Consider the following 19203-nt stretch of genomic DNA (forward strand, 5'->3'; position numbering starts at 1 on the left):
TTGCATGCGCAATCTCGCACGCTGCGGCACCGTTCACGATCGACCGGAATCAGTGTTCACGATCTCCGGAATACGCAGTGACGGAAGACTGAGCGCTGGCAGCGCCTGCAAAAGCGCCCAGAACGGCCAAAGCAACTAGCGATTTTTTCATGTGATTTCCTTGGAGTGGTTTAACGGGTATGGGTATCTGTGAACGAACTCGATCTTAGGCACTGCGCTTGGTCAATCACAGGGTTATCCCCTACAAATTGATGAAAAGCCGTCAAATCGTTGCAGTGCAACAACATGCGATTTGATGCACCCATTGAGCAAAATCCATACCAGTCACCACCACCTTTTCAATTGAGCACCCATGAAAAAAAGCCCACCGCTTTCGCGGTGGGCTTTGATTTCTGGCTCGAAGCTGGCGTCAGCCAGCGTCGTGCTTAGAAGGCGTGGCGAACGCCGACTTCGAAACCGGTGGAGGTACCACCAGCGGTCACAGGAGCTGCGACGGGGTGCGTAGCACCGACCACGCTCTTGGTGCCGCCATTCTTGTTGGAAACGCGAGCGAACGTGCCGTACAGAGCGGTGCGCTTGGACAGGTTGTAGTCGTAACCCACGGCGATCTGGTTGGCGTCCTGGTCGCCGGCTGCAGCGTTGTAGTCAGAGCGAACGTAGGAAGCCTTGATGTTGCCAGCGCCCAGCGGAGCGACCAAGCCGATCAGGTAGTGGTTGACCTTGGCGGCGCCGAACTTGCCTTGGGTGTACTGAGCCATCGGCTTGATGAAACCGAAGTCATAGGCAACACCGAAGTTGGTGCGCTTGAACGAATCGGTCGCGACGGTGGAACCTTCCGAAGCGGTGGCCAGAGCGGCGCTCAGAGGACCCGCAGCGTACGTCAGACGGACGCCAGCGTACTCATTGGCTGCGTTGGCGGCCGTGGTTTCCTTGAAAGCGTACTGGACTTGCGCACCGAAACCACCCAGGTTGGGGGTGAAGTAAGCGATGGTGTTGTCTGCGCGAACCAACGTCGAAGCGCCGCTACCCAGGGCGGTGAAGGTGTTGATCGAGCTGCCCACGCCATTGGTGCCGAACGGATCGTACACAGTGTGGTTCCAGAAGGTCGGGGTGTAGTCACGGCCCAGACGAACTTCACCGAAACCACCCATCAGGCTCACGGTGCTGCGGCGCTGGAAGTTCAAAGCGGTACCACCGGTGTCGGGGTTGATCGCGCCTTCGAGCCAGAAGCCAGCGCTCATGCCACCACCGAGGTCTTCCACGCCACGGAAACCGAGGCGGCTGGATGCGATGCCGTCCTGGCTCAGGGTGGTGAGGTTGTCGCCGCCTTGACGGACGTTGCGGACGTTCAGGTCAACGATACCGAACAGCGTGACGGAGGACTGGGCAAAAGCGGCGCCGGAGGCGGCCACGGCTGCCAGTGCAATCAGGGTCTTTTTCATTGAGGGTTTCTCCAAGGTTGAGTAAAGAGGCCGAAGGTCTTGAGCCGTCGAGCCAACCTCCATTGAGGAAGCTGCGGTCATTGCACCAGAAGGGCTCCGTGCTTGCAAAAGTTTCGAAGCACAAAGGAACAATTCGTCGTCCGCTAACAACGATTTCCCGTTTTGGTGCAGTACAAATACGAACAAGGTACTAAATGCACCGTGTTGACGCATTTTCGAGCCCGGAGGCAAATTCCAGTGAATTGCCGTCGCACGTTCAGCCTTGAAGAACCCCAAAATCGCATGCGCTACAGTGCCCTTTTGACCCGCGCACAGGACCGCACATGGATGCCTTGCTGAATGCCGCCGACTCGGCATTGAGAACTTTGTTCGTCACGCCCCGCGCCTCGCGCGAATGCCCCACCCTGCCCGAGCAGACGCCCGCGCCCACCCTGACCGAAGAGGAACGCAAGCTCTCAGGCGCCCTGATGCGCGTGAACCATGTCGGCGAGGTGTGCGCGCAAGCGCTGTACACGGCGCAGGCTCTCGCCGCTCGCTGGCCCCGTGATGGTCGGCCGCCCCGCGAGGCGCTGGCCCGGCAACTGGAAATGGCGGGCCGAGAGGAAACCGATCACCTTGCGTGGACCCAGGTCCGTCTGGATGAACTGGGTGCAAAGCCCTCCCTCCTCAATCCCCTCTGGTATGCAGGCGCTTTCGGGCTCGGGCTGCTGGCGGGCCGCATGGGCCCGGGCGTGAGCCTGGGCTTCGTGGTCGAAACCGAACGCCAGGTGGAGGCCCACCTCGCCAGCCACATGGACCGGTTGCCGGCAGGCGACCAGGCTTCACGGGCCATCGTGGCCCAGATGAAGGACGATGAAGCGCGCCACGCGCGCGATGCCCAGCACGCTGGGGGCGTCGAACTGCCCGCCCCGGTGAAAGGTCTCATGCGTGCGGCCGCCAGGGTAATGACCACCGTGGCGCATCGGATTTGAGATTCAGGCTTCCAGCAGGTCGAAGCTGGTGGTGATCTCGGCGGTCTTGCCCAGCATGATGCTGGCAGAGCAGTACTTTTCGTGGCTCATGGCAATGGCCCGTTCCACCGCGCTCGCCGGAATGCCCTTGCCACTGACCGTGAAGTGCATGTGGATTTTGGTGAACACCTTGGGGTCGACCGGCGCGCGCTCGGTCACCAGCTTGACGCTGCAGCCGCGCACGTCGTGACGCCCGCGCTTGAGGATGAGCACCACGTCGTAAGCGGTGCAGCCACCGGTGCCAGCCAGCACCGTTTCCATCGGGCGCGCCGCGAGGTTGGCCCCGCCGTTGGCCGGCTTGTCGGTATCGGGGGCGCCATCCATGGCGATCACGTGCCCGCTTCCGGTTTCAGCCACAAAGCCCATGTGGGATCGGGTGCCAGCGGCGCCGGTCCAGGTGACGGTGCATTCCATGTCGGTCCAGTCGTGAGGAATTGAACGGTATTGGGCCCAGCGCTCTAAAAAAGATAGAAAAGCAACAGTGGATGTTGCAATGCAGCAAGGGATCGATATACTGGCGGCATTGTATTGAAGGTTGTCTCCTCTACCCTCCACGGGTGGATTCAAGCCCGGACCGGTTCTGCCAGTCCGGGCTTTTTTTGCGCCGTTCGAGCCGCTGGCTATGATCGACTTCGATGAACACCCTGCCAGCTCGCTCCCAAAAGGCTTCCAAAGCTCCCAGCCTTTCGCCGCTCACCACCATGGGGCCGGCCGACTACCTCAAGAAAATCCTGACTGCACGCGTTTACGACGTGGCGGTGGAATCTGCGCTGGAGCCCGCCAGCGACCTGAGCCGCAGGTTGCACAACAAGGTGCTGCTCAAGCGCGAGGACCAGCAGCCCGTGTTCAGCTTCAAGCTGCGCGGGGCCTACAACAAGATGGCACACCTGAGTGCTGAGCAGTTGAAGAAGGGCGTGATCTGCGCTTCGGCAGGCAACCACGCGCAAGGTGTGGCACTGGGGGCGCGCAAGCTCGGCACCCGGGCAGTGATCGTGATGCCCACGACCACGCCGCAGGTGAAGGTCGATGCGGTGCGTGGCTTCGGTGGTGAAGTGGTGCTGCACGGCGACAGCTATTCCGATGCCTACACCCACGCCGTGCAACTGCAGGTGAAGCAGGGACTGACCTTCGTGCATCCGTTCGATGACCCGGACGTGATCGCCGGCCAGGGCACCATCGCGATGGAGATCCTGCGCCAGTTGCAGAGCCTGGGCTCGGACCATCTGGACGCAGTGTTTGTGGCCATCGGCGGTGGCGGCTTGATCTCCGGCGTGGCCAACTACATCAAGGCTGTGCGGCCGGAGATCAAGGTCATCGGCGTGCAGATGAACGACTCGGACGCCATGTTGCGTTCGGTGAAGGATGGCACCCGTGTCACGCTCGCAGACGTCGGGCTGTTCGCCGACGGCACCGCCGTCAAGCTGGTGGGCGAAGAGACCTTCCGCATCGCCAGCGCGCTGGTGGATGAGTTCATCACCGTGGACACGGATGCCGTTTGCGCAGCCATCAAGGACGTGTTCGTGGACACCCGAAGCATCGTCGAGCCTTCGGGTGCGCTGGCGGTGGCCGCGATCAAGCAGTACGTGGCCACCCACAAGACGCGTGGCGAGACCTACGCCGCCATCCTGTGTGGCGCCAACATGAACTTCGATCGCCTGCGTTTCGTGGCCGAGCGCGCAGAGGTGGGCGAGGAACGCGAGGCCTTGTTCGCCGTGACGATTCCAGAGGAACGCGGCAGCTTCCGGCGCTTCTGCGAAGTCATTGGAGAACTGCCGGGTGGCGCGCGCAACGTGACCGAGTTCAACTACCGCATTCACGACGGCAGCGAGGCCCATGTGTTCGTCGGCCTGACCACGCACGGCAGAGGCGAATCCACGCGAATCGCCACCAACCTCATCAAGCATGGTTTCGAGACGCTGGACCTCACCCACGACGAACTGGCCAAGGAACACATCCGCCACATGGTGGGCGGCCATTCACCGCTTGCACAAGATGAACGACTGCTGCGCTTCATCTTTCCCGAGCGTCCCGGCGCCCTGCTGAAGTTCCTCAGCCTGATGCGCCCGGGCTGGAACATCAGCCTTTTCCACTACCGCAACCAGGGTGCCGACTACGGCCGCATCCTGGTGGGCTTGCAGGTGCCCACAAAGGACCACAAGGCCTTTGACAAATTCCTCGAGACGCTGGGCTATCCGTACGTGGAAGAAACCGCGAATCCGGTGTACCGCCTTTTCCTGAAGAGCTGAACCGAAGAACCCACGATTGCACCATGGCCCTGGATCCCGTATTCACCCCAATGAACCAACGGCGCGCACCGGAGTTGCCCGCCGATCTCAAGCTGCCGAAGGTGTTCTCTTCCGCGGATACGCTGCTGGACCATTCCGTCAAGCTGCGTCTTGCACCAGAAGGTCTGCCCGAGCACGCGCTGGGCCGCATGGAAGATCTGGTGCTCCAGCTTGCACGGATCCAGAACAGTGGTCCGCAGCCGTTCGATCTGCTCAGCTTCGACTCGCCGCAACTGATCGTGTTCGCGGGTGACCATGGCATCTCCGACGAAGGCATGTCTGCACTGGAACAGAGCATGACGGTCGAGCACGTGCTGCAATTGCTCATGGGGCTGGCGCCCGTCAATGCGCTGGCGACCATGAACGGCTTCGACCTCTCGGTGGTGGATGCGGGCGTGGCCACGCACATCAACCTGCCCGACGCCGCGCGCACCAGGGCACCGCTGCTGTTGCGCAAGATCGGCTACGGCACGCGCAATCTGCTGCTGGGCCCGGCGATGTCGCAAGCGCAAGTGGTGGCGGCGCTGCATGCGGGCATGGATGTGGTGCGTCACTTGCCTGGCAACGTGGTTGCGATCGGCGACGTGGGCGTGGCCAACATGGTCAGCGCGTCCCTGTTGCTCTCGCGTCTGTGCGGAGTGCCGCTGGCCGATGCCTGCGTACGCGATGATTTCCAGATGCCGGGGCTGGACGACAGCGCCCACCTTGCGCGCATCGAAAAGCTTTCCACGGCAGCCTCGCGCCATCGCAAGGCCTTGGGGCCGCTCGATGCGCTGGCCGCGCTCGGTGGTTTCGAGATTGCGATGATGACCGGCGCCATGCTGCAGGCAGCCAGCGAGCGGCGCGTGGTGCTGGTCGACGGGTACGTGTCCGGGGCCGCCGCTCTGGTGGCGCGAGGACTTTGCCCGGAGGTGGCGGACTACCTGGTGTATGCGCACCGCACCGCCGACACCGGCCACCGACTCATGCTCATCCACCTGCAGGCCCAGCCGCTGCTGGACATGAGCTTGCGCGTGAACCAAGGCACTGGAGCAATGATGGCCTGGCCGCTCCTGCGGGCAGCACAGTGTCTGCTGGAACGCTGAAGCCCCGTCGTCGTCGGGCCGAGAGCAGTCAGGACGGGGTGGCGGGCGGTTCGGGAACCGACAGCTCCATCGAGGTCGGCGCATCCAGCGAAGGGCCCAGGCGCACGGTGCGGCGCGTCACCGCCTGCAGCACGAGCCCGCCATCGAGCGCAGCACCCACGCGGTAGGGACGCGGTGGCTGGCTGTCCACGGCAATGAGCGCAGCGCCGCCATCGGTTCCCGTGGCCACCACACCCAGCAACACATACCGCGCCGGTGCACCAGCCGCCGGTGCTGCGCCGACCGCAGCCACTGGCACCGCGCCCAAGGTGCGGGCCACGGCCAACGGGTCCGGTGGTGCAGGGGCCAGGGCCACGGTGGCCACTGGCGTCACCGCCGAACGGCCCAGGAATTGCAACACCCAGTAACCGGCGCTCAGGCCCGCCGCAAGCCACAACAGCGCTGCCACCAGCGCCGGCACTCGACGCGAGGCGCTTTGCTGGAGGGCGGCAGGGCTTTCCATGAGAAACCCCGAGTGACCGAATGACGGTGCCTTGTTCATGCGCGCATTATGATCGACCGCCAGCATTCCACAGCCCATCTGCCACCGACGGAGCCGGTCCCTCGGCCACCTGTCGGCCCACGTTGGCGGGAGACCCCTTTGAATCACCTCACCCCCTTTTCTTCGCCCCTCGCAGCCACGGTAGCCAGACCCTGGCGCACCCTCCAACGCGGCTTCACCCTGATCGAGCTCATGGTGGTGCTGGTCATCATCGGCGTGCTGGCCGCGTTGATCGTGCCCAATGTGCTGGACCGCGCCGACGATGCACGCGTGACCGCCGCCAGGACGGACGTCAACAACATCATGCAGGCGCTCAAGCTGTACCGACTGGACAACCAGCGCTACCCAACGGGCGAACAAGGGCTCAATGCCCTGGTGAACAAGCCCACCGCAGGTCCCGCAGCCGCCAACTGGCGGCGCTACCTCGACAAACTCCCATCGGACCCTTGGGGCCGTCCGTACCAGTACTTGAATCCGGGCCTTCATGGCGAAGTGGATGTCTTGTCACTGGGTGCAGACGGTCAAGCCGGCGGAGAAGCCAAGGACGCCGACATCGGCAGTTGGCAGTAGGCATGAATCCACCACGCTCCACCGCTGCGAGGGGCTTCACCTTGCTGGAGCTCATGGTGGTGGTATCGCTCGTGGCATTGGCCACAGTCGCGGTGACGTTTGCGATTCGCGACGACGGCGGCACGCGGCTGGAGCGCGAGGGGCTGCGGCTTTCGGCCATGCTGGAATCGGCGCGGGCGCAGTCGCGCACCAGTGGGTTGCCCGTGGTCTGGCGCCTGCTGCCACAAGGCTTTGAATTCGTGGGCCTGCCCACGGCGCGCGACGGGCGGGCACTACCGGGCTCACTGGCCGGTGCGCGCGCCTGGCTGAGTCCGGACACGCAGGCCGTCGTGCTGCAACCGCCAGGCTCGCAGGTGCTGGTGCTGGGCCCTGAACCATTGATCGCGGCGCAGCGGCTCGAGTTGATGCAAGGCGATCGCCGCCTGACCCTGGCCACCGATGGCCTGGCGCCTTTCACCGTTCTGACCGCCGTGCCATGAAACGAACCAGGGGCTTCACCCTTATCGAAATTCTGGTCGCCCTGGCGGTGGTCGCCATCACGCTCACCGCTGGCCTTCAGGCGACCGGCGCGCTCACCCGGGCCTCGGCACGCCAGAGCGATCAGTGGCTCGCCCAGCTTTGCGCCGAGAACGAGCTCACCCGGCTGCGCTTGCAGCGACAGTTGCCGGGCATCGGCGACAGCGAGTACGCCTGCATCCAGGCGGGTCGCGAGATGCGCGTGCGAATCGCCGTGGCGCCCACACCGAACCCCAATTTCCGCCGGGTGGATGCGGTGGTCGAGGGGGTGGTGGAGGCCGACACCGTCCGCCTGCTGAGCCTGTCAACCATCCTGGGTCGCTTCTGAACATGCAAGCCAGTCGCCGTCATGCACGCGGGTTCACGCTCATCGAGCTGCTGGTGGCGATCGTCGTGATGTCCATGCTCGCGCTGCTGAGCTGGCGTTCACTCGACGGCATGTCGCGCACGCAGACCATCACCCAGGAACGCGCTGACGGGCTGTTGCGCGTGCAGGCGTCGCTGGGCCAGTGGGTGGCCGATCTTGACGCTGCCATCGACACTGGCGAGGTGGCCGCGCTGGATTTCAACGGCCAGGTGCTGCGCATGACGCGCCGTGACAGCGGCGAAACCGGGCTGGACAGCCGCGGCATCCGCGTGGTGGCCTGGGCACGCCAGGGAAGCGCGAGTGGCGGCCAGTGGATGCGCTGGCAATCGGGGCCGTTGCTCAGGCGCGACGAGCTCGCGCGAGCGTGGCAGCGTGCCGGTGAATGGGGCCGGGGATCGGTGCCATCGCAGACGGGCAGCACCAGCACCGAAAGCGCCATCGCCCTCATCGGCATTGAGCAGTGGCAGATCTTCTACCACCGGGGAGAGACCTGGGGCAACCCGCTCTCGTCCGTCGGCAACGAGGGTGGCACCAGCACCGAACTGCCGGGCATCGGCAACCTGCCCAACGGCGTGCGACTGGAACTGGTGTTGAGCCCGGGGCAGGGCCTGAGTGGCGGAATCGTGCGGGATTGGGTAAGACCCACACTGGAAGCGGGCAGGGTCGGCGGATGAACAAGCCCCCACGCTCCACCGCTGCGCGGGTCGCTGCCCCCCGAGGGGGCTGGCCTTGCTTGGGGCGGCCCGGCGCTGCGGCCTCCCTGACCCCCCGCTCCACCGCTGCGCGTCCCACACAACGCGGCGCAGCATTGCTGCTGGCGATGCTCACGGTCACGCTGGTGGCCACGCTGGCATCGGCGGCGTTGTGGCAGCAGTGGCGGGCGAGCGAGGTGGAACAGGCCGATCGGCAGCGGGTGCAGGCGGGCTGGATTCTCACCGGCGCGCTGGACTGGGCCCGCCTGATCCTTCGCGAGGACGCGCGCAGCAACCAGAGCAGCGGCAGCGGCGACCATTTCGGCGAGCCCTGGGCCATGCCACTGGAGGAAGCCCGGCTTTCCAGCTTTCTCGCCGCCGACAAGAACAACAACGCCGACGACAACGCGCTTCAGGCCTTCTTGTCGGGCGAGGTGATCGACCTTCAGTCGCGCATGAACTTCACGAACCTGGTACGCACGGTCGGCACCGGTGCGGCGACCAAGATCGAGATTTCGGAAATCGACCTGCGCGCCTTCAGCAGGCTCTACCAGCAACTCGGCCTGCCCGAAGCCGAGCTCAACGCCGCCGCCCGGGAACTGCAGGCCACCACCCACCTGGCCCTGAACGATCCCATGCCGTCGCGCACCGCCCTGCTGCCGCGCAAGTTCGCGCAACTCGCCTGGCTGGGCGTGAGCCGCTCCAGTCTGGTCGCCCTGGAACCGTATGTCACGGTGCTGCCGACCCGGACTTCGCTCAACCTGAACACCGCCAGCGCCCAGGCCATCTTTGCCAGCGTGCCCGGCATGGACCTCGCTCAGGCACGTCAGTTGGTGAACGCCCGCGAGAGTCGGCCTTTCAAGAGCCTGGCCGACGTGGGCAACGTCCTTCCCACCCTGACGGGTCAACTGTCTGATCTATACCACGGTGTGCGCAGCGCACATTTCGAGGTGCGCGGCCGCCTGCGGCTGGACAACACCATCATCGAAGAGCGCTCGCTGGTCGTGAGAAACAACCTCGACGTGCGCATCTACTGGCGCGAGCGCTTCTCACGCCCTTAGCGGCACGGCGGGGCGCCGTCCGTGTGCTCCCGGACACCATCTCCCCGGATTTGCTGCGCATTGACACCTGGCCTATCTAGAATGGCTGTCCACCCTCCGATGCCCACCCCTTCGTGCTGATCGTCACCCCAACGGATTTCTCTGCCGCACCGCCTGCGGGGCCGGCGGCCCTGTTCGACTGGGCCACCTCGGCCAATGGCCAGCAGGTCGCTGACCACGGTCAGGGCTCGGCGTCCTTGCTGCCGCGCGACGACGACGTCGTGCTGGTGCTGCCCCCGCGCGCCGTGTCGTGGCACCGCGTGGCCTTGCCCAAAGTGGCAGCGGCGCGCCTGCGTGCAGCGCTGGACGGCCTGCTTGAAGACCGGGTGCTGACCGACACGGCCGATCTGCACTTCGCCCTGGAACCCGGTGGCCGTTCCGGTCAGACGGTCTGGGTGGCTGCCTGCCAGCGCGCCTGGCTGCGCGGCTGGCTGCAGGCGCTGGAATCGGCCGGGCGACCGGTCTCACGCATCGTGCCGGCGCTCTGGCCACTGGTCGAATACGAGACGGTCAACGCCTCGTCCGGCGCCTCTCGCAGCTTCGCCCTCGAAGTTCCTGCCACCATCCACTGGGCTCACCACGAGGGTGAACAGGCCTGGCTGGGCAGCGCCAGCCTGCTGGGCGTGAGCTGCATGCCGCTGCGCGAACCGGCTGCCGGCATGGCGGGCGGTGCCACCGCCAACGCGGTGGTCACGGCGCTCATGCCCCCGGGGTCCGACCTGCCCGGTGACCCCGGTGATTTCGACGTCTGGCTCGCCGATCCCGGTGTGGCCGAACTGGCCGAACGCGTGCTGCAGCAGCGCTTTGAACTCGTCGCTCGCCCCGCCTGGCTGCTGCGCTGCGCCCAGTCCGACTGGAACCTGGCGCAGTTCGACCTGAGCCTTTCAGCGGGTGCGCGGCGCAGTCAGCGCCTGCGCCGCACGCTGCGGCAGTGGCGCAGTGCGCCCGCCTGGCGTCCGGCGCGCTGGGGTCTGGCCGCGTTGGTGGCTGCCCAGTTGCTCGGGCTTAACGCGGCGGCCTGGCATGAGCGCAGCCAGCTCGCGGCCAAGCAGGCTGCCGTGCAGCAGACATTGCAAGGCAGTTTTCCGCAGATCACCCTGGTGCTGGACGCCCCGGTGCAGATGCAGCGTGAGCTGGCCAGACTCCAGCAGGCCAGCGGCGCGCTCACCCCGGGCGACCTCGAAGCCTTGCTCGCCGCGATCGACCAGGCCTCCGGCGGCGAGACTCTGGTACCTGCCAGCATCGAGTACACGCAGGGCGAGGGCCGCTTCAAGGGCTGGCGCGCCAGCGAGGACCAGTTGCGTGCGCTGCAGCAGTCGCTCGAACGCAGTGGCTGGCGCGTGCGCTTCGACGGTCAGGAAATCGCCCTGCGACCACCGGAACCCTGAGCCATGGCCCTGACCCCCAACCCCAACGCCTTCAAACGCCTGAGCGCCACGGTGTCGACCACGCTGGCCCGGCTGGCTCCGCGCGAGCGGCGCGCGGTGATCATTGCCGCCTGGGTGCTCGGCCTGGGTCTGGTCTGGTGGCTGGCCGTGGCCCCGGCGCTGGACACCCTGTTCCAGGCCAGCGCCCGCCATGCCCGCCTGGATGCCCAGCTCGGTCAGATGCAACGCATGGCCTCCGCCGCCGAAGCCCTGCGCGGCCAGAACACCGCCGTTCCGCCCAGCCGCGACGAGGTGCTGCGCACCCTGGAGGTGGCCACCAACAGCCTGGGCGGCACGGCGCAGCTCTCGGTGCTCGGCGACCGCGCCACCGTCACCCTGCGCAACACCCAGCCCGACATGCTGGCCCAGTGGCTCTCGCAAGTCCGCATCAATGCCCGCCTCATCCCGGTGCAGTCGCAGCTCACTCGCGATCCCGGCAATCCTGGCTGGAGCGGCACCGTGGTGCTCTCCGGCCCCAGCCTGGGGCAGGGGTCATGAGCACCCACCTGGCCGTCCCGAAGGGTGCTCGCGCCGCAGTGCGAAGCACGGAGGTAGGCCTGTGACTTCGCGCCTGGCCTGGATCGGCGGGCTCGTGGGCCTGCTGACGGCGTTGATCTTTTTCGCGCCTGCGCGCTGGCTGGCCGACCGCGTGGGCTCGGCCACCAGTGGCCAGTTGCAATTGGTGAATGCGCGTGGTTCCGTCTGGAACGGACAGGCCGACCTGGTGTTCACCGGTGGCGACGGCAGTCGCACCCAGACCGCCCTGCCCCAGGGCCTGCAATGGCAACTGCGGCCAACCCTGTCGTCGGCTTCGCCTGCCGTTTCGCTGCGACTCACGGCACCTTGCTGCACCCCGCAGCCCATGGCCATGACGCTGGTGCCCCGCCTGGGTGGCGCGGAACTGCGCATGGCCGGCAACAGCAGCCACTGGCCCGCCGAATTGCTCACCGGCCTGGGCACCCCCTGGAACACCTTGCGCATGGAAGGCCAGCTCGTGTTGCAGACCCCCGGTCTCACGCTTCGGTTCGACAAGGGCCGAGCCACCTTGCAGGGTGAAGCGGCGGTCGAGGCGGTGGATCTGGTTTCGCGCCTGTCCACGCTGCGCCCGCTGGGCAGCTACCGCATGAGCCTGCGCGCCGATGCCGGAGGCAACACCACCACCCTCGATCTGGCCACGCTGCGCGGCGCGCTGCAATTGCAGGGCTCGGGTCAGTGGGTGGGGGGTCGACTGCGCTTCCAGGGTGTGGCCGAAGCCGCGCCCGACAGCGAGGCCGCACTGGCCAACCTGCTCAACATCGTGGGCCGCCGGCAAGGCGCCCGATCCCTGCTGACGATCGGTTGACACACACCGGCTGACAACTGAACGCTTTGTTACTCACGAACTCGAGATACGATCGCCTCATGAAACCGAACCCCACCCGTGTCGCCCCAGCCCGGCCGAAACGGCCCGCTGCGTTGGCGCAGGGCGGCCTGACTGTCCTGGCGCTGGCTCTGCTGCTCATCGCCGGCAATGGCGGCCTGCCGTCGGCTCACGCACAGACGCGTGAGCCCGTCACGCTGAACTTCGTCGGTGCCGAGATCGAATCGGTCGCGCGCACCATGGCCGCCATCACCGGGCGCAACGTGGTGGTCGACCCGCGCGTCAAGGGCACCATCAACCTCGCGACCGAACGTCCCGTCACGCCCACCGCCGCACTCAACCAGTTTGCGGCGGTGCTGCGCCTGCAGGGCTTCTCTCTGGTGGACACCGGCGGGCTCTACAAGATCGTGCCCGAGGCCGATGCCAAGTTACAGGGCAATGTGGTGAGCGCGGGTCGGGTATCGGCACTGCCCGCCTCCAATACCGTGGTCACGCAGATCTTCCGCCTGAACCACGAGTCGGCCAACAACCTCGTGCCGGTGCTGCGCCCGCTGATCGGGCCCAACAACACCATCAACGTCAACCCGGGCAACAACTCGCTGGTCATCACCGACTACGCGGACAACCTGCAACGCATCGGTCGCATCATTGCAGCGCTTGATGTGGCGGGAGCGACCGATGTGGAGGTGATTCCCCTTCAGCACGCGGTGGCGGTGGACCTCGCAGCCCTGGTGCAAAGACTGATCGACCCGGCGGTGACCGGCGGTGGAGCGCAGGCCGATGCCTCCTACAGGACCACGCTCGTGGCCGAACCGCGCAGCAACAGCCTGGTGCTGCGCGCGGCCAACCCGGCGCGCTCGGCCCTGGTGCGCGCACTTGTGACCAAGCTGGACCAGCCCTCGTCGGAAAACGTCAGCGGCAACATCCATGTGGTCTACCTCAAGAACGCCGATGCGACCGCGCTGGCGGCCACGCTGCGCGCGGCCATGGCCGGCGAAGCTGGTGGCTCGTTGGGCAGCAGCGCCGGCATGACCAGCAGCCCAGCCCGGCTCACGGCAGCCCCCGCCGGTGCTGCTGTTGTCGGCGCCTCCCCCAGCTCCAGTCCAGTGTCGGCCAGTGCGCAGCCCTCCACGGGCGGCCAGATCCAGGCTGACCCGGCCACCAACTCGCTCATCATCACGGCGCCCGAGCCGCAATACCGCCAGTTGCGTGCCGTGATCGACCAGCTCGACTCGCGCCGTGCCCAGGTCTATGTGGAAAGCCTGATCGCCGAGGTGAATGCCGACCGGGCCGCCGAGTTCGGCATCCAGTGGCAAGGCGCCATCGGCAACTCGGGCGACCGGGTGATCGGCCTGCTGGGCACCAACTTTGGCGAGGGCGGCCGCAACATCCTCAACCTCGCCCAGGGCAACACCGCGCCCGCACCGGGCCTGAACTTCGGCGCCGCGCGTCGAACGAATGGTGTCTACGTGCTGGGCTTTCTTGCCCGCTTCCTGCAGCAGAACGGCGAGGGCAACATCCTCTCGACCCCCAACCTGCTCACGCTGGACAATGAGGAAGCGAAGATCGTGATCGGCCAGAACGTGCCTTTCGTCACCGGCCAGTTCACCAACACCGGTGCGAACAACGGCTCGGTCAACCCGTTCCAGACCATCGAGCGCAAGGACGTGGGCCTGACTCTGCGTGTGAAGCCGCAGATCAGCGAGAACGGCACCATCAAGATGACCATCTACCAGGAGGTCAGCAGCGTGCAGGCCTCTTCCATCAACTCGGCCACCGGCCTCATCACCAACAAGCGCACCATCGAGTCCACCGTGCTGGTTGACGATGGCGCCATCGTGGTGCTGGGTGGCCTGCTGCAGGACGAATACGCCGGCAACCAGGACAAGGTACCCGGCCTGGGCGACGTGCCTGTCTTCGGCAACCTGTTCCGCAGCGAAACGCGCTCGCGCCGCAAGACCAACCTGATGGTGTTCCTGCGGCCGGTGGTGATGCGCGATGCCCGTGAAACCAGCAACCTCGCCCTGGATCGGTACGAGCTCATGCGTTCGGTGCAAACCGATTCGCAACCGGTGCGCAGCGGCGTCCTGGGCGTGAACGAAGCGCCGGTGATGCCGCCGCAGGCGCCTCCCAGCACGCCCGTGCCGCCGCTCGGAAGCACCCCGCCCGTGCGTTCACTGGCCGACCCGAACACGACGCCACCTGTGAGACCGCCGCCCCAGCAAGGCACCACGCCCAACTGAGGTCACGGCCGTGAAGTACCCGCTGCCCTACGCCTTCGCCCGCGAACACCACTGGCTGCTGGAAGATGACGGCACCACCCAGACCTTGCTGGGGAGCAGCACGCCCGCTGCCGACACCGCCGCACGCACGCGCCGTCTCTCGGCGTTGACCGAAATCCTGCGCAACCACGCAGTGCGCGAAATCCACTGGGAAGAAGGCGAGACGCTCAAGCAGCGCATCAGCGCCGCCTACGCACAGGGCGAATCGAGCGCGGCCGCCGTGGTGAGCGAGGTGCAGGGAGAGGCCGATCTCAGCCGCATGATGCAGGAGCTGCCGGCCATCGAGGATTTGCTCGAAACGGCCGACGACGCGCCCATCATCCGCATGCTCAACGCCTTGCTGACTCAGGCCGCGCGCGACGGTGCCAGCGACATCCACATCGAGCCCTACGAACGCCATTCCAGCGTGCGCTTTCGCGTGGACGGCACGCTGCGCGAAGTGGTGCAACCCAACCGCGCGCTGCACGCCGCGCTGATCTCGCGCCTGAAGATCATGGCCGAGCTCGACATTTCCGAGAAGCGCCTGCCGCAGGACGGCCGCATTTCGCTGCGCATCGGCACGCGGGCGGTCGATGTGCGCGTGTCCACCCTGCCCAGCGCGCACGGCGAACGCGCGGTGCTGCGCCTGCTCGACAAGAGCGAGAGCAAGCTGAGCCTGGAAGCGGTGGGCATGCAGGGCGATGTGCTGGATCGTTTTCGGCAGCTCATCGGCCAGCCACACGGCATCATCCTGGTCACCGGCCCTACCGGTTCGGGCAAGACCACCACCTTGTACGCGGCCCTGCAGCGGCTGGACGCGAACGCGCAGAACATCATGACGGTCGAAGACCCGATCGAGTACGAGTTGCCCGGCGTCGGCCAGACGCAGGTGAATGCCCGCATCGACCTCGACTTCGCCAAGGCCTTGCGCGCCATCCTGCGGCAGGACCCCGACGTGATCATGATCGGCGAGATCCGCGATTTCGAGACCGCGCAGATCGCCATTCAGGCTTCGCTCACCGGCCACCTGGTGCTGGCCACGCTGCACACCAATGACGCCCCCAGCGCCGTGACGCGCCTGACCGACATGGGGGTCGAGCCTTTCCTGCTGAGCTCCTCGCTGCTGGGCGTGCTGGCGCAGCGCCTGGTGCGCCGCCTGTGCGTGCACTGCCGTCGCCAGGACGACAAGGGCCACTGGCACCCGGTGGGTTGCGAACACTGCAACCAGAGCGGCTACAAGGGCCGCACCGGCATCTACGAATTGATGGTGGCCGACGACAAGATCCGCTCGCTGATTCACAACCGGGCCGCCGAGAGCAAGGTCTTCGTGGCCGCCGAAGCCGCGGGCTTGCGCTCCATGCGCGCGGACGGGCAGCGGCTGATCGAAGCCGGCATCACCTCGCCTGAAGAGGTGATGTCTGTGACCCGTGACTGAGCCACGATGCCCGCCTACACCTTCGAAGCCCTCGACGCGCAGGGCGCCACCCAGAAAGGCCTGATCGACGCCGACACGGCGCGCGCCGCTCGCAGCATGCTGCGAGCCCGCGCGCTCGTGCCGTTGCTGGTGGAACCGGCCACCGCGGCATCCAGCGGCGAGAAATCGGGCGGGCTCAACGTCACGCTCTGGGGCGGTCGGGTATTCGGTGCCACCGCACTGGCGGTGTGGACGCGCCAGCTCGCCGGCCTGGTGAGTGCCGGCCTGCCGCTCGAACGCGCGCTCACCGCCTTGACTGAAGAGGCAGAGGACAACAAACAGCGCAACCTCATGGCCTCGTTGCGGTCCGAGGTCAACAGCGGTTCGCCCTTTGCCCGCGCGCTCTCGCAGCATCCGCGGGAATTCTCACCCATCTACACCGGCGTGATCGCCGCCGGCGAGCAGAGTGGCCTGCTGGGCACGGTGCTCGATCGACTCGCCGACGACCTGGAAGCGCGCGAGGCGCTGAAGAACAAGATCGTGGCCGCTTCCCTCTACCCCGCCATCGTCACGCTGGTGGCGGTCGTGATCGTGGTGTTTCTCGTGTCCTACGTGGTGCCCCAGGTGGCCAACGTGTTCGCCGGCAGCAAGCGCGCCCTGCCCTTCCTGACCGTGGTCATGCTCGACCTGAGCGCCTTCGTGCGCAACTACGGCTGGTTCATGCTGGCCGCACTGGTGCTGGGCGCCATCGGCGTGGTGCTGGCGCGGCGCAACGAAAGCCTGCGCCTGCGCATGGATGCCGCCTGGCTGGGCCTGCCGCTCGTGGGCCGGTTGGCGCGCGGCTACAACGCAGCGCGTTTCGCCGCCACCCTGTCCATGTTGGCGGCGGCGGGCGTGCCCATCCTGCGCGCGCTGCAGACCGCCGCCGAGACCCTGGGCAACCAGGCCATGCGCGCGGACGCGCTCGACGCCCTGGTGCTGGTGCGCGAAGGTGCGCCGCTGGCTTCGGCGCTGGGCAGCAAGAAGCGCTTTCCGCCGCTGGTGTCCATGTTCGCGCGCCTGGGTGAGCAGACCGGCCAGCTGCCTGCCATGCTCGACCGCGCCGCCGCTCAACTGGGTGCCGAGGTGCAGCGCCGCGCCATGCACATGGCCACCATCCTGGAGCCCCTGCTCATCGTGGGCATGGGCCTGGTGGTGATGCTGATCGTGCTGGCGGTGCTCATGCCCATCATCCAGCTCAACCAGCTCGTGACCTGAACATGGGTGTCACGCTCGAAGGCAAGCTGGTCGTTGCCATCTCCTCGCGCGCGCTGTTCGATTTCGAGGAAGAGAACCGGGTCTTCGAAACCGGTGACGACCGGGCCTACATGAAGCTGCAGCTGGACCGCCTGGACCAGCCTGCCCTGCCGGGCGTGGCGTTCTCGCTGGTGCACAAGCTGCTCGCCTTCAACGATGCGAACGCGCAGCGCGTGGAGGTGGTGATCCTCTCGCGCAACGACCCGGTGTCGGGCATGCGGGTGTTCCGCTCGGCGCAGCACTATGGCCTGCCGATCCAGCGCGGCAGCTTCACCCGGGGCCAGCCGCCCTGGCGCTACCTGCGCCCCCTGCGCGCCAACCTGTTCCTCTCCACCCACCTGGCCGACGTGCGCGCCGCGCTCGAAGCCGGCGTGCCGGCCGCGCAGGCCTACCCGCAGTCGGTGCACGCGGGCGATGCCCACCCGCACGAGGTGCGCATTGCCTTCGACGGTGACGCCGTGTTGTTCTCCGACGAAGCCGAGCGCGTGTACCAGGCCCAGGGCCTCTCGGCCTTCCAGGCGCACGAGGCCACCAACGCCAGCCTGCCGCTGGCCGGGGGCCCATTCAAGCCGCTGCTGGAAGCCCTGCACCGACTGCAGAGCGAGGGCACGCCGCTGATGCGCGTGCGCACGGCTCTCGTCACCGCGCGCAGTGCGCCCGCCCACGAACGCGCGATCCGCACGCTGATGAACTGGAACATCGAGGTGGATGAAGCCATGTTCCTCGGCGGCCTGCCCAAGGGCGAGTTCCTGCGCGAGTTCGAGCCCGACTTCTTCTTCGACGACCAGACCGGCCACATCGAGTCGGCTGCGCTGCACGTGCCTGCCGGGCATGTGGCCAGTGGCGTGAGCAACGAAGCCTAAGCCTGACCTCAGGTAGCGGGGCGATGGACCCGCTACGATGCGCCATTCCCGAAGGGCACCGTTCCTGCCCCGGGCAACCCAGGGTCTCTCATCCATGACGACATCCGCACCCCGCCCACCCTCCCTGTGGCCCACGCTCAAGGGCATTGGCGCTTTCGCCATGCCGTACTTCAAGTCCGACGAAAAATGGCGCGCGCGCGGGTTGCTGCTCGCTGTGGTGCTGCTCAACCTGGGCACGGTGTACATGCTGGTGCAGATCAACGAGTGGTATCGCGTGTTCTACGACGCCCTGCAGGCCAAGGACCAGCCGGTCTTCTGGCAGCAGATCGGGCGCTTCGGCTGGCTGGCGCTGATCTACATCGTGCTCGCGGTGTACAAGTTCTATCTCACGCAGATCCTGCAGCTGCGCTGGCGCGTGTGGCTGACGGACCACTACATGGGTCGCTGGCTGGCGAACAAGGCGTTCTACCGCATGGAGCTTGCACGCTACACCGCCAACGAGCATGGCACGCCCGACAACCCGGACCAGCGCATCCAGGAAGATCTGAACCTGTTCACTTCCTACACCGTGTCGCTGTCGATGGGCATGTTCAACGCGCTCATCACACTGGTGAGTTTCATCGGCATCCTCTGGACGCTCAGTGGCTCGCTGAGCTTTACCGCACCCGATTTCCTGGGCGGTGGGCAATGGGAAATCATGGGCTACATGGTCTGGGCTGCGGTGCTGTATTGCGCGGTGGGCAGCGCCATCGCGCACTGGATCGGTCGGCCACAGGTGCGCCTGAACTTCCAGCAGCAGATGCTGGAAGCCAACTTCCGCCACCACCTGGTGCGCGTGCGCGAGTACAGCGAATCCATTGCGCTGGACGGGGGCGAGCGCGTGGAACGCCGCCACCTTGTTGATTCATCAGCACAACTGAGCCAGTGATCACGTCGAATATTGAGCCACTGGGTTGATGGGTTTTCTGGCTACT

Annotated in this window: 18 protein-coding genes and 1 pseudogene; 16 read left to right on the forward strand and 3 right to left on the reverse strand. The window is 66.3% G+C overall.

The features are described 5' to 3' along the window. Positions 1–425: 425 nt before the first annotated feature. Positions 426–1442: a porin gene (locus ACTIF6_RS26470; protein WP_439590700.1), complete on the reverse strand. Its 1017-nt coding sequence runs from the start codon at positions 1440–1442 to the stop codon at positions 426–428. A 323-nt stretch (positions 1443–1765) separates the two neighbouring features. Between ACTIF6_RS26470 and coq7 the strand changes: the two genes are divergently transcribed. Beyond that, positions 1766–2413, forward strand: a complete 648-nt coding sequence (coq7, locus tag ACTIF6_RS26475) for a 2-polyprenyl-3-methyl-6-methoxy-1,4-benzoquinone monooxygenase (protein WP_439590701.1) — start codon at positions 1766–1768, stop codon at positions 2411–2413. 3 nt (positions 2414–2416) lie between these two features. Here the strand turns inward: coq7 and ACTIF6_RS26480 are convergent, their stop codons facing one another. Next, the gene (locus ACTIF6_RS26480) at positions 2417–2866 is read right to left on the reverse strand and encodes an OsmC family protein (RefSeq protein WP_439590702.1); all 450 of its coding nucleotides are present in this window, start codon (positions 2864–2866) and stop codon (positions 2417–2419) included. A 287-nt stretch (positions 2867–3153) separates the two neighbouring features. Here ACTIF6_RS26480 and ilvA point away from each other — a divergent pair, with 287 nt between their 5' ends. Further along, positions 3154–4698 carry a threonine ammonia-lyase, biosynthetic gene (ilvA, locus tag ACTIF6_RS26485; protein WP_439590717.1) on the forward strand — a complete coding sequence of 515 codons (1545 nt, stop codon included), beginning with the start codon at positions 3154–3156 and terminating at the stop codon, positions 4696–4698. Positions 4699–4721: 23 nt separating this feature from the next. Beyond that, positions 4722–5822: a nicotinate-nucleotide--dimethylbenzimidazole phosphoribosyltransferase gene (locus ACTIF6_RS26490; RefSeq protein ID WP_439590703.1), complete on the forward strand. Its 1101-nt coding sequence runs from the start codon at positions 4722–4724 to the stop codon at positions 5820–5822. A 28-nt stretch (positions 5823–5850) separates the two neighbouring features. On the opposite strand, the gene ACTIF6_RS26495 is transcribed toward ACTIF6_RS26490, so the two are convergent. Continuing rightward, complete coding sequence (locus ACTIF6_RS26495) at positions 5851–6324, reverse strand: type II secretion system protein N (protein ID WP_439590704.1); 474 nt, start codon at positions 6322–6324, stop codon at positions 5851–5853. Between the two features lie 138 nt (positions 6325–6462). Here ACTIF6_RS26495 and gspG point away from each other — a divergent pair, with 138 nt between their 5' ends. From gspG to ACTIF6_RS26560, 13 genes and pseudogenes are all read left to right on the forward strand, one after another. Then, positions 6463–6933, forward strand: a complete 471-nt coding sequence (gspG, locus tag ACTIF6_RS26500; RefSeq protein ID WP_439590705.1) for a type II secretion system major pseudopilin GspG — start codon at positions 6463–6465, stop codon at positions 6931–6933. 2 nt (positions 6934–6935) lie between these two features. Continuing rightward, positions 6936–7412, forward strand: coding sequence for a prepilin-type N-terminal cleavage/methylation domain-containing protein (locus ACTIF6_RS26505; RefSeq protein WP_439590706.1), 477 nt, complete (start codon positions 6936–6938; stop codon positions 7410–7412). After that, the gene (gspI, locus tag ACTIF6_RS26510) at positions 7409–7777 is read left to right on the forward strand and encodes a type II secretion system minor pseudopilin GspI (RefSeq protein WP_439590707.1); all 369 of its coding nucleotides are present in this window, start codon (positions 7409–7411) and stop codon (positions 7775–7777) included. Before ACTIF6_RS26505 ends, gspI begins: the two co-directional genes overlap by 4 nt. Positions 7778–7779: 2 nt before the next feature. Next, complete coding sequence (locus ACTIF6_RS26515) at positions 7780–8490, forward strand: prepilin-type N-terminal cleavage/methylation domain-containing protein (RefSeq protein ID WP_439590708.1); 711 nt, start codon at positions 7780–7782, stop codon at positions 8488–8490. After that, complete coding sequence (gene gspK / locus ACTIF6_RS26520; protein WP_439590709.1) at positions 8487–9569, forward strand: type II secretion system minor pseudopilin GspK; 1083 nt, start codon at positions 8487–8489, stop codon at positions 9567–9569. Before ACTIF6_RS26515 ends, gspK begins: the two co-directional genes overlap by 4 nt. A 113-nt stretch (positions 9570–9682) precedes the next feature. Continuing rightward, positions 9683–10996, forward strand: a complete 1314-nt coding sequence (gspL, locus tag ACTIF6_RS26525) for a type II secretion system protein GspL (protein ID WP_439590710.1) — start codon at positions 9683–9685, stop codon at positions 10994–10996. A 3-nt stretch (positions 10997–10999) separates the two neighbouring features. Further along, positions 11000–11533 carry a type II secretion system protein GspM gene (gene gspM / locus ACTIF6_RS26530; RefSeq protein ID WP_439590711.1) on the forward strand — a complete coding sequence of 178 codons (534 nt, stop codon included), beginning with the start codon at positions 11000–11002 and terminating at the stop codon, positions 11531–11533. Between the two features lie 61 nt (positions 11534–11594). Beyond that, a complete protein-coding gene (gene gspN, locus ACTIF6_RS26535) occupies positions 11595–12377 on the forward strand; it encodes a type II secretion system protein N (RefSeq protein ID WP_439590712.1) in 783 nt (260 codons plus the stop codon). Between the two features lie 59 nt (positions 12378–12436). Next, on the forward strand, positions 12437–14638 hold the full coding sequence (gene gspD, locus ACTIF6_RS26540) for a type II secretion system secretin GspD (protein WP_439590713.1): 2202 nt from the start codon (positions 12437–12439) through the stop codon (positions 14636–14638). Positions 14639–14648: 10 nt separating this feature from the next. Then, positions 14649–16091, forward strand: a complete 1443-nt coding sequence (gene gspE / locus ACTIF6_RS26545; protein ID WP_439590714.1) for a type II secretion system ATPase GspE — start codon at positions 14649–14651, stop codon at positions 16089–16091. 6 nt (positions 16092–16097) lie between these two features. Continuing rightward, positions 16098–17327, forward strand: a complete 1230-nt coding sequence (gene gspF, locus ACTIF6_RS26550) for a type II secretion system inner membrane protein GspF (RefSeq protein ID WP_439590715.1) — start codon at positions 16098–16100, stop codon at positions 17325–17327. Positions 17328–17329: 2 nt separating this feature from the next. Next, positions 17330–18229, forward strand: a complete 900-nt coding sequence (locus ACTIF6_RS26555) for a 5'-nucleotidase (protein WP_439590716.1) — start codon at positions 17330–17332, stop codon at positions 18227–18229. 94 nt (positions 18230–18323) lie between these two features. Next, positions 18324–19127: pseudogene (locus tag ACTIF6_RS26560) on the forward strand (SbmA/BacA-like family transporter); the annotation flags it as partial. Between the last annotated feature and the right edge of the window lie 76 nt (positions 19128–19203).

The sequence above is a fragment of the Hydrogenophaga sp. genome (assembly GCF_051860785.1).
GTDB lineage: Bacteria > Pseudomonadota > Gammaproteobacteria > Burkholderiales > Burkholderiaceae_C > Hydrogenophaga.

Coding starts and splice junctions, on each gene's coding strand:
- ACTIF6_RS26470 (WP_439590700.1), bottom strand. CDS start 1,442: ATGAAAAAGACCCTGATTGCACTGGCAGCCGTGGCCGCCTCCGGCGCC.
- coq7 (WP_439590701.1), top strand. CDS start 1,766: ATGGATGCCTTGCTGAATGCCGCCGACTCGGCATTGAGAACTTTGTTC.
- ACTIF6_RS26480 (WP_439590702.1), bottom strand. CDS start 2,866: ATGGAATGCACCGTCACCTGGACCGGCGCCGCTGGCACCCGATCCCAC.
- ilvA (WP_439590717.1), top strand. CDS start 3,154: ATGGGGCCGGCCGACTACCTCAAGAAAATCCTGACTGCACGCGTTTAC.
- ACTIF6_RS26490 (WP_439590703.1), top strand. CDS start 4,722: ATGGCCCTGGATCCCGTATTCACCCCAATGAACCAACGGCGCGCACCG.
- ACTIF6_RS26495 (WP_439590704.1), bottom strand. CDS start 6,324: ATGGAAAGCCCTGCCGCCCTCCAGCAAAGCGCCTCGCGTCGAGTGCCG.
- ACTIF6_RS26505 (WP_439590706.1), top strand. CDS start 6,936: ATGAATCCACCACGCTCCACCGCTGCGAGGGGCTTCACCTTGCTGGAG.
- gspI (WP_439590707.1), top strand. CDS start 7,409: ATGAAACGAACCAGGGGCTTCACCCTTATCGAAATTCTGGTCGCCCTG.
- ACTIF6_RS26515 (WP_439590708.1), top strand. CDS start 7,780: ATGCAAGCCAGTCGCCGTCATGCACGCGGGTTCACGCTCATCGAGCTG.
- gspK (WP_439590709.1), top strand. CDS start 8,487: ATGAACAAGCCCCCACGCTCCACCGCTGCGCGGGTCGCTGCCCCCCGA.
- gspM (WP_439590711.1), top strand. CDS start 11,000: ATGGCCCTGACCCCCAACCCCAACGCCTTCAAACGCCTGAGCGCCACG.
- gspD (WP_439590713.1), top strand. CDS start 12,437: ATGAAACCGAACCCCACCCGTGTCGCCCCAGCCCGGCCGAAACGGCCC.
- gspF (WP_439590715.1), top strand. CDS start 16,098: ATGCCCGCCTACACCTTCGAAGCCCTCGACGCGCAGGGCGCCACCCAG.
- ACTIF6_RS26555 (WP_439590716.1), top strand. CDS start 17,330: ATGGGTGTCACGCTCGAAGGCAAGCTGGTCGTTGCCATCTCCTCGCGC.